We start from the raw sequence: 14487 nt of genomic DNA on the forward strand, positions 1-14487 counted from the left end.
TTTTTCCTGTGACCCAAGTACCAGCCCCAACTGAGCCTCTGCTTCCCGAGCAGGAAGAAAAACTACGTGAGTTAACGACCCAGAGCTGGAACCTCGAACTGGTTATCTCGGGGGCGGCTTTGTTTGCCGTCCTGCAACTGCCCGACTTGCTCGATGCCGCCTTTGATTACTTTCGCTACAATTTATTGACGCAAACCGTGGGGATGCAGGGACTGTTTCCGTCGATGGCTTATAGCCTAATGAAGGCAATCTGCTACGTCCTGTTCATCGCCTTTCTGACAAATTTCGTTATGCGTGGTTTTTGGGTTGGCCTGGTTGGTTTACTGGCTGTTTATCCAACGGGTATTCACTACGACCGAATACCGTTTTCCACTAAATACGCCCAGGATCGGATGGCGGCAAAACTGGGACCGCTGGATGCCTACATTATACGGCTGGATCGACGATGCAATACGGTATTCGCAATAGCCTTTCTATTTGTTCTCATCCTGATTATCGTTGCCTTTTCCTACCTGTTGACCGTATTGATTTACTCGTTTCTGCGGCCGTTTATCCCGGCCCAGTATTGGCAGGGGGTCAAGCTAATGGCTTACGTACTGATGGCTGGCTATTTGCTGACCAGTATTGTACTGAGTTTACCCAGGGTCAAAGCGCATCCGAGCGGTGTCAGCCTGCACTATCGATTTACCGAACTGAGCAAGCTGCTATTTTTGGGGCTCTACAGACCCTTTGCCTTTATTCTCAATACGTTCTACAGCCACCTGTCGTATCAGAAAATCCTCAGAACGATAGCCCTGATGACGGGCGTTTTCATGGTGTTGATTGTCGTCGAATTTTTCGCTGATTTCGCTCGACTCGATCGACGGACAGTAAGCTTGAACCGACGCCATCTCTATTCGGCCCGGCTGGATAGCCTGTACATTAATCCAGGTTCCTATGATAACCAACGAGCTGAGGGTCAATATATTGGCGTGGCCTCTATTCAGGAGGATGTGATTCGTGATCCGTATATTCGGTTGTTTATAGCGTATCCCAAAGCCCTGGATACGCTCCTGACCAAACTAGCCCCGGAGCCTGTGTGGAATGATTCTTTGTCCAGAGCTGAAAAACGCCGACTGGTTGCGATGTGGAGCAGCCAGCAGATTAACCGCTTGATACACATTGATATAAATGATTCGTTGTATCGTAACCCGAACCTCTTGTTCACGATACGGGAGGCTCCTCAGCAACGCGGCTGGCAAACGATCTTACTACCAACTAACCTCAAAACGGGCAGGAACATGCTTCGGATTCGCATCCAGGCCGACTCTGCTGCCAGGGGCGAGGAAATCGTTACCCTTCCGTTCTGGTATGTACCCGAGAAATAAAAAGATAAGCGTATCCGACTTAAGGATTAAAATTGCTTCTTGCCTAAAAATGAGCGGCATCGCTCCATGATGTAGAAAAATAGTCAAGTTATGAACCAGAAAAAAACAATCTCCTCACTGATCCTTGCCATTACATTGATCTGCGCCATTTTCGCCCAGATTAGCTGGAAAAAAGCCGAGCCCTGGAGCCCTGAGCAACTGCTCGAACCGGCTGACTTAGCGGCTACAATCGCCAGCCCGGATGCGAAACAGCCGCTCATTATCAGCATTGGGCCAGCCGCTACGATCAAGACATCGGTGGGCGTTGGGCCAGCCAACGAGGCTGAAAATATAGCGAAACTGGAAAAACTGCTCAGCAAAGAGCCGAAAGATCGGGCAATTGTGATTTATTGTGGATGTTGCCCGTTCAGTAAATGCCCCAATGTTCGGCCGGCGTTCACGAAGCTTAATGAAATGGGATTTACCAATCACAAACTGTTGAATATTCCCAAAAATTTGAAAACCGATTGGCTCGATAAAGGCTATCCGGCTATTGATTGACGTGTCTCTGTGGGCTTTAGCCCCTGTTAAGTACTGATTCAAACACGGGTAAAGCTCACAGAGACATTACTCGTTCAGTACCGGATTTTCTACGTTAGACTCTTCGGGGCGCTTTCGCCAGAACCAGTAAAAAGGCAGGCCCGTAGCAATCAGACCCAAACCCGTTATGGCCTCGCGGGGCTGATTGATGAGCGTCATACAGACCAGCAACGCACAGCAGGCACAGAAAAAAACAGGCACAATTGGATAGCCAATAGTCCGATAGGGGCGTAGCAAATCGGGTTGTTTATACCGTAACAGAATGACGCCAAGGGCCGTAGCTCCGTAGAAAATAAAGGATGCGAAGACCAGCATATCCGTTAGCTGGTCGAAGCTCCCCGACCAAACCAAAACGACCGACCAGACGCTTTGCAGCAAGATGGCGACCGATGGCGTTTTATAACGGGGATGTATGATCGCGGCTGCCTTAAAAAACAGCCCGTCGCGGGCCATCGCATAGAACACCCGGGCAGGCATCAGGATTGACGCGTTGGTTGAATTTGATGTCGTTACCAGAATCAATATCGAAATAAACGTAGCGCCCACCCAGCCAGCCGCCTGACGGACCACTTCGACACCCGCAATCTTGCCGGGCACGCTGGCCAGATCAGCCAGCGTATGTATGGGGAGGACGTATACATAAACGACGTTCAGCAGCACATAAATCGCGATAACGATACTGGTTCCTACCCCGAGGGCGATGGGCAGATTGCGCTGTGGATTTTTGACTTCCTCACCAATATACCCGATCTGATTCCAGCCTTCGTATCCCCAGAACGCGCCCAGGGAAGCGGCAACCAGTGAACCCAGTAGCGTGTGGGATGTAGCGCTGGGCCTCGGAATGGCCTGTGTCAAATTGGCCAGACTGCCTGTGTCGGCTCGAAAGCCGATGAAGGCAATGACGGCCACAGCCGCAAAGGTAAGGTAGATGAGGGCCCGGCTAAATCCCTCCGCAAACGTAACGCCCCGGTAATTTAGCAGGCTTAACACGCTGATAAGCAACGTAGCGACGCATTTCACGGCGAACTCGACCGAGGAATCGCGTAAGCCAGTGAGGGATATCAGCGATTGGCCAAAGATATGCGCGAGGGCGGCAATCGTGGCGGTTCGCATGACGGTGAACGCGCCCCAGCCATACAAAAACGCAAATAAGCGTCCGTAGACTTTTTTAAAATAGACGTACTCCCCACCTGATTGCGGAAACATGCCGGCCATCTCGGCATAAGTAAGCGCTCCAGCGAGACTAATCAATCCGGCTACGATCCAGCACGCTAGCACCAACAATGGGGAACCTAGTTCAGCCGCCATGGGCGCTACTTTCTTGAAAACACCCGATCCCACAATACCACTGACGACCAATAAAATAGCAGGACGTAATTCAATTGTGCGGGCGAGTTTGTGCATGAGGAATGTTTGGCTAATCGGAGCTGAGTGGACGTACTATTTTATATAATAGCAATAGTACGAAATAATTAGATAGCGATTGGCGGCTTTACAGAGGTTTTGGTGTAGTTAAATAAACAAGGAGCGAAGGCGTAAAAGCTGTCATACTTTTGTAATCCAGCATTGCCGGTGGCGTGGTGCTGAATACTTGCGCCATACGCTCAGCGCGCTCGGGGTCGGCAGCTTCGTGCGCAAGCAGATTCTGATACGTATGGATACCGAACAGGATGGCACCTGAACGGGATAAACGGGTGAGGGTTTGTCGCTCGACTCGGACGAAAAGCTCTTGCCCGATTGTTTCGGGTGTCAGGCAGGGTAGCCGATTGGCGAGGAGTTGTTTGAGTGCTGCCGTATGTCGGCTCGTCATGTCCAGCTGATCACTCACTTTCACGCTCCAGTTCGTCCGCCAGAAAGATCGACCAGCGGACAGGCGTTCCATGAATTTCCGGGCAGCTTGCATCATCGGCTCCACAATTGGAACAATCGGTGCATGAATCTGCCAGAAGGGCAATCCTATTTTCTCATCAAGACACCAGTCATTAGCGAAGCAAAGTTGTCCGGCCACCAACGTAGCGTCATCGCCTGAGAGCAATACCAAATCTTCCTGCACCTGTCGGCCTACCCAATCGAGCGGCTCCATCGGTAGCGTGCGCGAATCCCCATATGTAAAGCTTACGGTTTCATTCAGTAAGCGATTGTGCCAGTACCAGTTATCACCTTTAAGGCGAAGCGTGAACTGATCGGATTGGAAACGGGAAAGATTATTTAAAACAAGATTCACTACGTCCCACTGCGCTGTTTCGTAGCCTGGTAGGGCCTGAAAATAGTACGCAGGAAGTTCAACTAGGAGCTGCCTTTTCAGAGTAATCTCAGTCAGGTAGTGCTCATCAACCTCTATCAGCCGGTCATGTTCAGCCAATGGAGCTGTGCCCATTTTGTCATTAAACTGCTGGCCGAAAGGGAAGTAGGGGAGCATTTTCGATGTATGATATCGGATATATGATGTATGGAATGGCGGGAGCCGACGCTGGTTGTCAGGGTTTTATCAAAGACGAACCAATCCCAGACCCGCGCCGTCGGTGGGGCGCATAAAGCCATCTTCGATAAGGAAACCACCCGATACAATGTCTTCGGCCAGGTCAAGACTACCATCCAGGTCGATGTAGCGCGTGTTGACACTGGCGAAGGCTGCATGAAGGGCTGCCGCGATGCTCACCCTGCTTTCGTCGTTGCATCCCCAAAATAGCGAAATTTCAGCAGGCCGGGCAATCGTAGCGATCTCAAGAGCCGCTTTAATACCCCCGCATTTCATCAGTTTGATATTGAAAATGCCAAATGGTTGGGGTTGCTGCGCCAACTGCAAAGCTGCTTTGGGGTCTTTTAACGATTCATCGGCCGCTAGAAATTGTCGGATATCGGTTGATAAACCCAGCAATTCGTGTTCCTGGCCCACTGGTAAGGGTTGCTCAATCAGTTCAACATTGGCTGTTATTGTTGCTGTATAAAAACGGTTTAAATCAGCCAGTGAATAACCCTGATTCGCATCGACACGTATCGTCAGTTCATTACGGAAAGTCTCCCGAAGTTTCACGATCCGCTCGATGTCTTCCGCTACGTCCAGTCCCGTTTTCACCTTCACCACCCGAAATCCCTGCTTAACATAGGCGGCCGCTTCGGTCAGCGTATCTGCTACGTTCATAATACCGATGGTGACAGACGTAGGTAGTGACCGTATTTTCTGTCCGTAAAACTGCACAACTGGAATGCCCAGATATTGCCCGAAGGCATCGTGCAGTGCAATATCCAGCGCGGCCAACGTGCCGGGCGCATTCGGAAACTGTTGTTGAGCCTCGTCAATCAGGCTGAGAAAGAGACGGATGTCCCGCCCAGCCAGGTTCTCAACCCACTCACTCTGAAGATTTTGCAGGGTCTGCGCCGGAGATTCTCCCACTACTTCGGGGGACGGGTTCGCGGCTCCAAGACCAACCATGCCGTTGTCGAGTTCGATTTCCAGAAAGACATTCTCGACCGACGAGGTTGTCTGATAGGCAATGGTGTAGGGTTTGGTCAGAGCCAGATCCTGAATGAACGCCCGAATGGATTTAATGCGCATGAGTTTTGGAAAGTAGTGTCTCAAGAACCGGCAGAATTGGGTCTACACCCTCTTGTAACGGCAATAATACCGGAATGCCGAGACGTTCGGCGTACTGTTTTTGGTACATGAACGCTTCCTCAGTACTACAGTCTTCAGTATTGAGCGCCAGGGCGATAACGTCTGAGTTGTAGGCGTTAATCAAGGCAATTTCTGACTCGACGGATGGAATTTTACCCCAGGTGGGGTCGTGGTCGTAATATGTCCGTTTGGGGGCGTGAACCAGTACGACGTGACGTGCGTTACCCGAAACCAAAAACTCCGATCCGCAGGGACCACTCGGATTCCGAAGGGCGGCCTGCCCTTCGATCAGCAACAGATCGGCCCCGGTTTCGCGCCAGCATGATACCAGCGCATGTTCCAGTTCACCCGATACGAAATCGTTGAGCGTTGAATCGAAAATGAAACCATACTGAACCCCTTGTAACCAGCCCGTTTGCCCGGTATAAATCATCTGTGCATTCAGGCCAGTACGTCCGCAGGCTTCCCGGATCAGGCGGGCGGTGGTACGCTTTCCCAGCGCGCAGTCGGTACCTATGACCGCAATAATCGGGGCAGTAATTTGATTGATTTCACCCGTCCAGAAATGCAGTTCGTTGCGCGCTTTGGGCCGTCGCACATCAATAAGCTGTCCGCCATATTGCTGCGCTAGCGGCACCAGTTCCGGTTTGTCATTGAGGAATTCGTGCAATCCATTGACGATAGAAAGTCCCTGTTCGAGGCTGCGCTTAATGTCGGTCAACATCGTGGGCGGCAACACGCCCCCGTTGGTGGCGATGGATACAATGGCATAGGCAACGTCGCCAAGTTGTGCCAGAGCTTCCTCGACGGAGGCAAAAACCGGAATGTCCCGAACGTGCCCATCCAATACATAGCCAGCGTCTTGTCCGGCTGTCGGTACGTCAATGGCTCCGACAACCGTGTAGCGCTCTGTACCGCGAATCAGACCGTGGGCAGTTTTGGCATTCGGCGTACTTAACAAGCCATCAGTCAACAGAATAGCTCGATTATTCATTTGTTAATTGTTCTAAAAATTTTGATAAATCTATAGATTCGTTCTTATAATTGCTTAATTGATTGAATAAAATTGTGCTAAAAAGTAAATAGTGGAATAATATTCTATACACCTGTTAGATTGCCATTTTGAAAAGAATATTATTTCAGGTTGATTATGCTCGATGACGTTGACCTTCGTTTGCTCGCCCTGTTGCAACAGAATGCCAAACTCACGATTAAGGAGTTGGCTGAACAGCTAAGCATGACCACCACGCCCATTTTTGAGCGTATCAAGCGAATGGAGCGCGACGGGGTCATCGAGCGTTACGTAGCGCTGGTCAATGCCGAGAAAGTAGGCCGGCCACTAGTCGTGTTTTGCAACGTGTCCATGCCCGACTATACACCCGAAAATATTACTGAATTTGAAGAGAACATCCGCCTGATGCCCGACGTCCTGGACGCGTATCACTTGGCGGGAACCATTGATTATCAATTGAAAGTAGTGGTCCGTGACATCAAAGAATACGCTCAGTTTTTGCAGCAACTGGCCAGGCTCCCGATGATACGTGTCCACAGTAGCGCCATAGCCCTCTATGCCGTTAAGCAGTCAACCGTTGTGCCAACCTACCCAAAATCATGATGTCCCAATTCTTTCGCTACATTCTTATAGCCTTTGTAACCGGACAGCTCACCGCTCAGGCGCAGTCTGTTACGTCCCCGCTGGCATCTCGCCTGAAAACGCTCGACTCCACTTTGACCGTACTTCATAACCGGGCTATGTTTAACGGCGTCGTGCTGGTGGCTGAGCAGGGTAAAGTCCGGTATACGAAGGCATTAGGTACCGCCAACATCGCTACCAACGAACCGCTGGCGATAAACTCTGCTTTCAATCTGGCGTCGGTGTCGAAGCAGTTTATGAGCATGATGATCATGCAGTTGCAGGAGCGGGGAAAACTTCGGTACGACGAGCCGGTACGAACGTATCTGCCCGAATTCCCTTACGAAAAGATCACCGTTCGGCATCTGCTGAACCACACGTCGGGGTTGCCTGAGTATTTCAATCTGGCGCAGCAATACCTCGGCCCGCTGGATACGCTCACCAATGATGGGATGCTTCAGTTGCTGCATCAGTACAAACCCGCCCTTATTTTCCAGCCGGGCGATCGCTGGGAATATTGCAATACGGGCTACGTATTGCTGGGGTCGATCATCACGAAAGTGGGCGGGATGCCGATCGAAACATTTTTTGATCAGCACATCGTCAAACCGCTCAAACTGAAAAATACGTACATCTATTACCACAAAAGCCGCACGACGCCCCGAAATCGGGTGTATGGTTTTCAGAGGGAGAACGGCACAAACGTACCAAATGACCTGATTCGGATCGACGGGGTCATCGGCGATGGGAATGTTTATGCATCCGCCGAGGACCTGCTGACCTGGGATCAGGCATTATATACAGAGAAACTGATCAAAACCACTACGTTACGCGAGGCTTTTACGCCCGTAAAACTCAACTCAGGTGCTACGTATCCCTACGGGTTTGGCTGGATGATCGAGGAGGGCGGTAACGTAATTAGACATACGGGTAGCTGGGTCGGTTTTCGAACCCTGATTACGCGCTACATTGATAAAAAACAAACGCTGATCGTTCTCACGAACGGGACGAATGCGGCAGGTCGGGTGGCCGAGGAAATTCTGGCGCGAAAGACGCCCGTGCTGGCCCGGACGAATCTGATTACGAACATCCGGCTCATCGATGGTACTGGTTTACCAGTTAAAAAAGCGGCTGTCCGGCTCAGAAACAACAGAATCTGGGAAATTGGCGATTTGAACGCTTTTCCAAATGAACCAGTCACCGATGGTCGTGGGATGGTTTTGGCGCCGGGTTTTATCGACAGCCACAGCCACCATGATTGGGGGCTTAAACCTGACGCACTTCCGATTGTCAGTCAGGGTGTTACGACGATTGTGGTGGGGCAGGATGGGGGCGGAACACCCATGGACACGCTACAGGCCCGACTGAAACGGCAACCCGTGGCCGTGAACGTAGCGAGTTACACGGGACATGCCATGCTCCGTCAGAAAGTTATGGGTGCCAACGGATTGTACCGAACCGCCAAACCCGACGAAGTCAATCGCATGAAAACGCTGTTACGTGCTGAGTTAAGCAATGGCTCGCTGGGCCTGTCGACGGGGCTGGAATATGAATCGGCCTTTTTCTCGAACCGCGACGAAGTCATACAACTGGCGCAGGTAGCGGCCGATTCAAGTGGGCGGTATATCAGCCACATACGGAGCGAAGACATGATGATCGACGATGCCATCGATGAGATTATCCAGATTGGTCGAATCACGAAAATGCCCGTTCAGATTTCACACATCAAAATCGCGTTGCGTGATCAATGGGGACAATCGACTCGTATTCTGGCGCAACTGGAACAGGCTCGGTCTGAGGGTATTAACATCACCGCCGATTGCTACCCGTATGATTACTGGATGTCGACGTTACGGGTACTGTTCCCCAAGCGCGATTACACCAATGCCGCCAGCGCGGAGTTTGCGGTCAATCAGCTCTTCGATCCTGCCCAGTCGGTGCTGGTGCGTTTCGCGGCCAATCCATCGTACGCGGGAAAAACCATTAGTGACATTGCCCAACTGCGGCACGAAAAATCCGCACAGACACTCATGGGACTGGTCGCCGAAGCGTCGGCATTTTCGCAGAAAAATCCTGACGCAGACGGTGTTGAGGGGATAATGGGTAAGTCGATGGACGACCCGGATGTAAAGAATTTTCTGGTCTGGCCGCACACCGTTATCTGCTCCGACGGGGCTTACACCGGCCATCCGCGGGGGTATGGGGCTTTCACACGGGTACTGGGGCGCTATGTTCGCGACCAGAAACTGATGCCGCTCGAAACGGCCATCTACAAAATGACGGGGCTATCGGCCGAACATCTTGGCTTGAAAAACCGGGGTATAATTGCGCCCGGTTACTACGCTGATCTGGTATTACTCAACCCCGACACGGTGCAGGACAACGCCCGAATTGGCGATAGCAGCGCGCTGTCAACGGGTATTGAAGCCGTTTGGGTCGCTGGAAAGCTTGTGTACAAAGAGCAGAAAGCGACGGGTGAGCAGCCAGGGGTATTGATTCGGCGAGAATGATTTTTATAAGTTCTGTTCTTCGCTCACGCTTGGCTTTCCGGCCGGGCTGGATAAAACCCTATATCGTTTTCAAAAGCAGCGAACTGTACCAGATTGCCGCTCAAAACTAAAGTGGGCATACCTATTTGATGACTTCCTCAGCTTCCGGGGTCGCTTCTCTGACTATAGCATGTAGTTGCTCCAACATGTGCTGTATTTTTTTTGGAGCCTGCAATATACGTATCAACATCAAGGGTAGTCTGTAACATACCTATAAGTGAACCACTGGTTTTTCAGGGAGATGTCCTGAAATTTAGTGTTTTTGTCCAGAAAATGAGTAAAGTTCTCTTCGATACCCTGCAATTTTGAACCAACAATTTGAGCTCAATTGCACAGCAGGCGGACGCTGAAAAGCCTTCATCAGAGTAAGCAATAAACTTTAGTAATTAAAAAAATGGCTAACTCATTACAGAGTATCACTGATGCCTGGGGAAACTGGATGAACGCTCAACTAAACGGTGGTGGCGTCAAATTTACGGAAAGCACCAACTATGGGGCCCAGTCTTACCTGGCTAATTATCATCAATATCAAACCAGTGCTACGTATCAATCCTTGAATTACGATACCAGCAACTATAATCCGGTGTCGGGTTCTATTTCCTCAACCGTATCGGCATTTAATAATAACAGTTCAGTGCAGGATTCTCAGGCATACGTGCAAAGTGTAACAACTACACAGCAGTTTGCCTGGTCCATAACCGAAAGCCTTCAGGTTGGGGTTCAGGTAAGCGCTACAGAAGGGGTTCCCAGTGTTGCTTCGGCAACGGAGCAGGTTTCCGTGAATCTAACTCTGTCGAGCACACAGTCTGAAACGACAACTAACTCCCAGAGCTGGTCAATTAACACGACCATAAATGTTCCGGCGGAAAGTGTCGTCGATGCTACGTTGGTTGTAACAACCAATCAGTACGATATTCCCTGGACAGCCACTTGCTTTCTTTCGGGATCAGTTGCCATTTGGTTCAATAATAAAGTAGATCTGAATCACAACAATGACTATCACTGGTTGTGGTTTGTGGATATCGGAAGTGTTTTTACCGATTGCATTAATAACAATATAATAGATACGACCGGGTATCAGGTTGTGAACGGGGGGGTGCAGGCAATGGCTTCCGGTACGTTTTCCGGATCACAAGGCACGTCATCGAATGTAAACGTTGTTCAAAAGCCACTGCCGCCAAGCAATGCGACAATAACTACGTATTCAATACCCGTTTCTAATAACGGTTCATTGTTGAGGATGGCCGCGTGATACGTTGATTTTTCTGATAATTATCGTTATGTGCCCCAGATAATCTACTACTGGAAACCTGGGGCATATAACGCTGTTTGAGCCATGGTGGTAAACCTATATTCCCATTAATTCCACCAGGCGGGTAAGCCATTGTCAGGGATGTAGATGGGTAAAAGAATAACTGAATTTAATTAAAAGAGCTTCTAAATTCCAGCGGTGATACGTTCGTTTTGCTCTTGAATAATTTATTAAACGATTGCGGGTATTCGAAACCCAGCTGGTAGGCAATTTCACTCACGGATAAAGAGGTCGTTGTTAAGGCTACTTTGGCTTGTTCAATTAATTTATTGTGGATGTGCTGCTGGGTGTTTTGGCCCGTCAATGTTCGCAGCATATCACTCAAATAGCTGGGCGATACATTCAGTTTATCCGAAATATACTGAACGGTAGGCAAGCCTAATTGCTGCACCGTGTCTCCCGTAAAATAGTCCGCTAAAATGCCATCTAACTGGATTAATAAATCACTACTGGCTGTCTTACGAGTTATAAATTGCCGGTTATAAAACCGGTTGCAATAATTGAGTAATAATTCAATATGAGAAACCATAACATCCTGACTATACGTATCAATTACTGACCGATATTCCTGATCTATGTTTTGCATGATAGTTGTAATCATGGCTTCTTCTTTTTCGGAAAGATGCAGGGCTTCATTTACGGCATAAGAGAAATAACCATAGTCTTTAATTTTTTTGCCTACCGAATAATTCCGTACGAAATCAGGATGGACAACCAGCCACCAGCCCGACAATGATATGTCCTCGGGCGTTTCCGTAGAGACGACCTGTCCGGGCGAGAAAAACGTCATTACGCCTTCGTCAAAATCATAATAGTTTTGCCCATACTTCATTTTTCCTTTGAAGTCTTTTTTGATACAGATCGAATAGAAATTATAGATCACACTACGTAAACTTTCATCCAGATAGCACTTTATTTCGCCAAGATTAATGACACTCACCATCGGATGTTCCGGCTTGGGTAACGCTAATAAGCGATGCAGGTCGGAAATTGAATTAATAACGTAGGGGTGGTTTGCTTCTTTTTTCATCAGCGTACATAATAAATAAAGTTGAGAAAACTAGCAATGCTTTCTCAACTTTATTACTGGTTTATTGATCAATGCCTGCCATGTTGGCCGCATCGTAACGGTCGCCGGTAGAGATCCCCAGGGGTACAATAGCTTCCAATTGCTGCTTCTCGTCCGGACTTAGAATTATATCGGCGGCAGCCAGATTTTCTTCAATGTACTTAACTCGCTTAGTGCCCGGTATCGCTACAGCGCCTTTCGACAGCACCCAGGCAATCGCTAATTGCGACGAAGTAATCCCTTTTGCCTCGGCCAGTTTTTTAATTTCAGCCAATAACTCCATGTTTTTGTTGAAATTTTCGCCCTGAAACCGGGGAATATATTTCCTGAAATCGGAATCATCAAAATCGGCTGGGCTTTTGATGACTCCATTTAAAAACCCCCTGCTCAACGGTGAATACGCCACAAACCCAATCCCGAGTTCATGTAATGTAGCTAAAATTCTGTATTCCTCCACACCTCGTTCAAACAGAGAATACTCCGTCTGTACGGCGGTTAACGGATGCACCTGGTGCGCTTTTCGGATCGTCGCTGCCGACACCTCCGAAAGCCCGATGTAACGAACCTTGCCTTCTTTCACCAGATCCGCCATGGCCCCAACGGTCTCTTCGATGGGCGTGTTCGGATCGAGCCGGTGCAGATAATAGAGGTCAATGTAATCGGTGCCAAGGTTTTTAAGTGAGCGTTCGGCGGCTTTTTTTACATAGGCAGGCTGGCCATTGAACTGCCAGGTCAATTGTTCAGTATCGTCTATTTCGTAACCGAATTTCGTCGCTATAACGTATTGATCTCTGGCCCCTTTGATAGCCTTCGCCACCAGCCTTTCATTTTGCAGCGGGCCATAGAGGTCCGCGGTGTCCAGAAAATTGCCGCCCAATTCCAGCGAACGATGAATCGTTGCGATGGATTCGGCTTCATTGGCTTGTCCATACACATCATTTCCCGCAATTTGGGTCATTCCCATACACCCCAGCCCTTCCACGGGAACAACAAGCCCCTGACTACCTAAGCTGATTTTCTTTATACTATTCATGACTCGACTGGTTGATTTATGATCTACTGATTAACAAGGCAAAGGTCAGTAGACTTGCCCGCCAAAAAGTAGCCGAATCGAGCGGAGTTGTATCCAAAATGAAGTCGTTAAATTAGTCAGGCTTTTTTGCAAAAAGTAGTGCCTGTTACGCAAAAATAGGGGAATAAGTGGGCTAAAATGACCAATTTTTGCGGCTCACATGACTTTACTCCTCATTAACTTAGCGGTTTATTCTTTTAGGCAATGGCGCAAACTAACGCAACGATACTGATCCCGGATATCAGCGGATTTACCGAGTTCATGACAACGACGGAACTCAACCATAGCTCACACGCCATCAATTTACTCATTGATGAAATAGTGACGGCCGTAGGGGATGAATATGACGTATCAGAAATTGAAGGCGATGCTGTTTTGCTGATAAAAAAAGGCCCGGCGCCTGCCAAAAAAGACGTACTGGACATGTGCCTTAAAATCTTTAACGCCTTCCATTTCAGGCGGATATGGATTCAGCGCTATACCGTTTGCCCTTGCAAAGCCTGCCAATCGATTAGTAATCTAACCTTGAAGTTTGTCGTGCATCATGGGCCGCTGGCTGAAATAAAAGTAGGCCGTTTCACAAAACAATCGGGCCTGGATATGATCGTTGCCCACCGTTTACTGAAAAATGATATTGAAAATCATGAGTACGTACTGATAACGGAAAAACTGCTGCAACAGGAGGCTGATTCGTCGGAAACGGAGGACATGGAATGGACTATTTCGTCATCAGAATATGATTCGATTGGTAAAGTGGAGTATCGCTTTACCATGCTGAATGGCCTGAGAAAACTCGTGCCTGAACCACCGGCCCCACCGGTTTTTTACCGTACGGATACGACGCCATACCATGACGTCGAGATAGCGGCAAACGTTCGTGATGTTTATATGACATTTGTTATGAATATAGCCAACCGTGCTGACTGGGTTCCCGGTTTGCAAAAGGTAGAACAGGACATATCCGAAGTGTTCATTGGCAGCGTTCATCGTTTCACTTTCGACAAGTATGAAGCCATCCTATCACCCCGACGAATGACGATAACCGAGGATGGGTTTATTTATGCCGAAAGTTGCCAGATTCGGTCGATGAATCTCTCGTTGATTTATGAATATGTATTCAAAGAAATTGATGAAAAGACCAGTACTTTTAGCTGTCGTTTTATGAATGCTGACGAATCCGGTTTGCCGGAAAAAGTACGTGCTACGTTCCTTGAGAGGCTACAACAGATGGCAGAAGGACTTAAGACATATTGCGAGGAAAAAGTTGAATTTGATCTTTAGGGTATTTTT

Annotated in this window: 12 protein-coding genes; 6 read left to right on the top strand and 6 right to left on the bottom strand. The window is 48.8% G+C overall.

Annotation, left to right across the window (positions count from 1 at the left end; genetic code table 11):
* The first annotated feature begins 8 nt into the window (after positions 1–8).
* Positions 9–1367, top strand: coding sequence for a hypothetical protein (locus ACYVEA_RS19960; protein ID WP_461115197.1), 1359 nt, complete (start codon positions 9–11; stop codon positions 1365–1367).
* 90 nt (positions 1368–1457) lie between these two features.
* Entirely contained in the window at positions 1458–1907 is a 450-nt protein-coding gene (locus ACYVEA_RS19965) for a rhodanese-like domain-containing protein (RefSeq protein ID WP_461115198.1), read from the top strand.
* Positions 1908–1973: 66 nt separating this feature from the next.
* Here ACYVEA_RS19965 and ACYVEA_RS19970 read toward each other — a convergent pair whose 3' ends face one another.
* From ACYVEA_RS19970 to ACYVEA_RS19985, 4 genes are all read right to left on the bottom strand, one after another.
* Entirely contained in the window at positions 1974–3350 is a 1377-nt protein-coding gene (locus ACYVEA_RS19970; RefSeq protein WP_461115199.1) for an APC family permease, read from the bottom strand.
* An 88-nt stretch (positions 3351–3438) separates the two neighbouring features.
* A complete protein-coding gene (locus tag ACYVEA_RS19975; protein WP_461115200.1) occupies positions 3439–4365 on the bottom strand; it encodes a heme-dependent oxidative N-demethylase family protein in 927 nt (308 codons plus the stop codon).
* A 69-nt stretch (positions 4366–4434) separates the two neighbouring features.
* Complete coding sequence (locus tag ACYVEA_RS19980) at positions 4435–5502, bottom strand: mandelate racemase/muconate lactonizing enzyme family protein (RefSeq protein ID WP_461115201.1); 1068 nt, start codon at positions 5500–5502, stop codon at positions 4435–4437.
* Positions 5492–6556 (bottom strand): DUF1611 domain-containing protein, encoded by a 1065-nt coding sequence (locus ACYVEA_RS19985; protein WP_461115202.1) that lies wholly within the window; start codon positions 6554–6556, stop codon positions 5492–5494. Before ACYVEA_RS19985 ends, ACYVEA_RS19980 begins: the two co-directional genes overlap by 11 nt.
* 156 nt (positions 6557–6712) lie before the next feature.
* Between ACYVEA_RS19985 and ACYVEA_RS19990 the strand changes: the two genes are divergently transcribed.
* From ACYVEA_RS19990 to ACYVEA_RS20000, 3 genes are all read left to right on the top strand, one after another.
* Positions 6713–7177 (top strand): Lrp/AsnC family transcriptional regulator, encoded by a 465-nt coding sequence (locus ACYVEA_RS19990; RefSeq protein ID WP_461115203.1) that lies wholly within the window; start codon positions 6713–6715, stop codon positions 7175–7177.
* A complete protein-coding gene (locus ACYVEA_RS19995; RefSeq protein ID WP_461115204.1) occupies positions 7174–9705 on the top strand; it encodes a serine hydrolase in 2532 nt (843 codons plus the stop codon). The genes ACYVEA_RS19990 and ACYVEA_RS19995 overlap by 4 nt, the downstream gene beginning before the upstream one ends.
* Positions 9706–10138: 433 nt before the next feature.
* Positions 10139–10996 carry a hypothetical protein gene (locus ACYVEA_RS20000; protein ID WP_461115205.1) on the top strand — a complete coding sequence of 286 codons (858 nt, stop codon included), beginning with the start codon at positions 10139–10141 and terminating at the stop codon, positions 10994–10996.
* Positions 10997–11165: 169 nt separating this feature from the next.
* Here ACYVEA_RS20000 and ACYVEA_RS20005 read toward each other — a convergent pair whose 3' ends face one another.
* Together ACYVEA_RS20005 and ACYVEA_RS20010 are read right to left on the bottom strand one after the other, a co-directional pair.
* Positions 11166–12086 (bottom strand): helix-turn-helix domain-containing protein, encoded by a 921-nt coding sequence (locus ACYVEA_RS20005; protein WP_461115206.1) that lies wholly within the window; start codon positions 12084–12086, stop codon positions 11166–11168.
* Between the two features lie 61 nt (positions 12087–12147).
* The gene (locus ACYVEA_RS20010; protein WP_461115207.1) at positions 12148–13158 is read right to left on the bottom strand and encodes an aldo/keto reductase; all 1011 of its coding nucleotides are present in this window, start codon (positions 13156–13158) and stop codon (positions 12148–12150) included.
* A gap of 243 nt (positions 13159–13401) precedes the next feature.
* Here ACYVEA_RS20010 and ACYVEA_RS20015 point away from each other — a divergent pair, with 243 nt between their 5' ends.
* Complete coding sequence (locus tag ACYVEA_RS20015; protein WP_461115208.1) at positions 13402–14478, top strand: DUF2652 domain-containing protein; 1077 nt, start codon at positions 13402–13404, stop codon at positions 14476–14478.
* Positions 14479–14487: the final 9 nt, after the last annotated feature.

Source organism: Spirosoma jeollabukense, assembly GCF_054777855.1.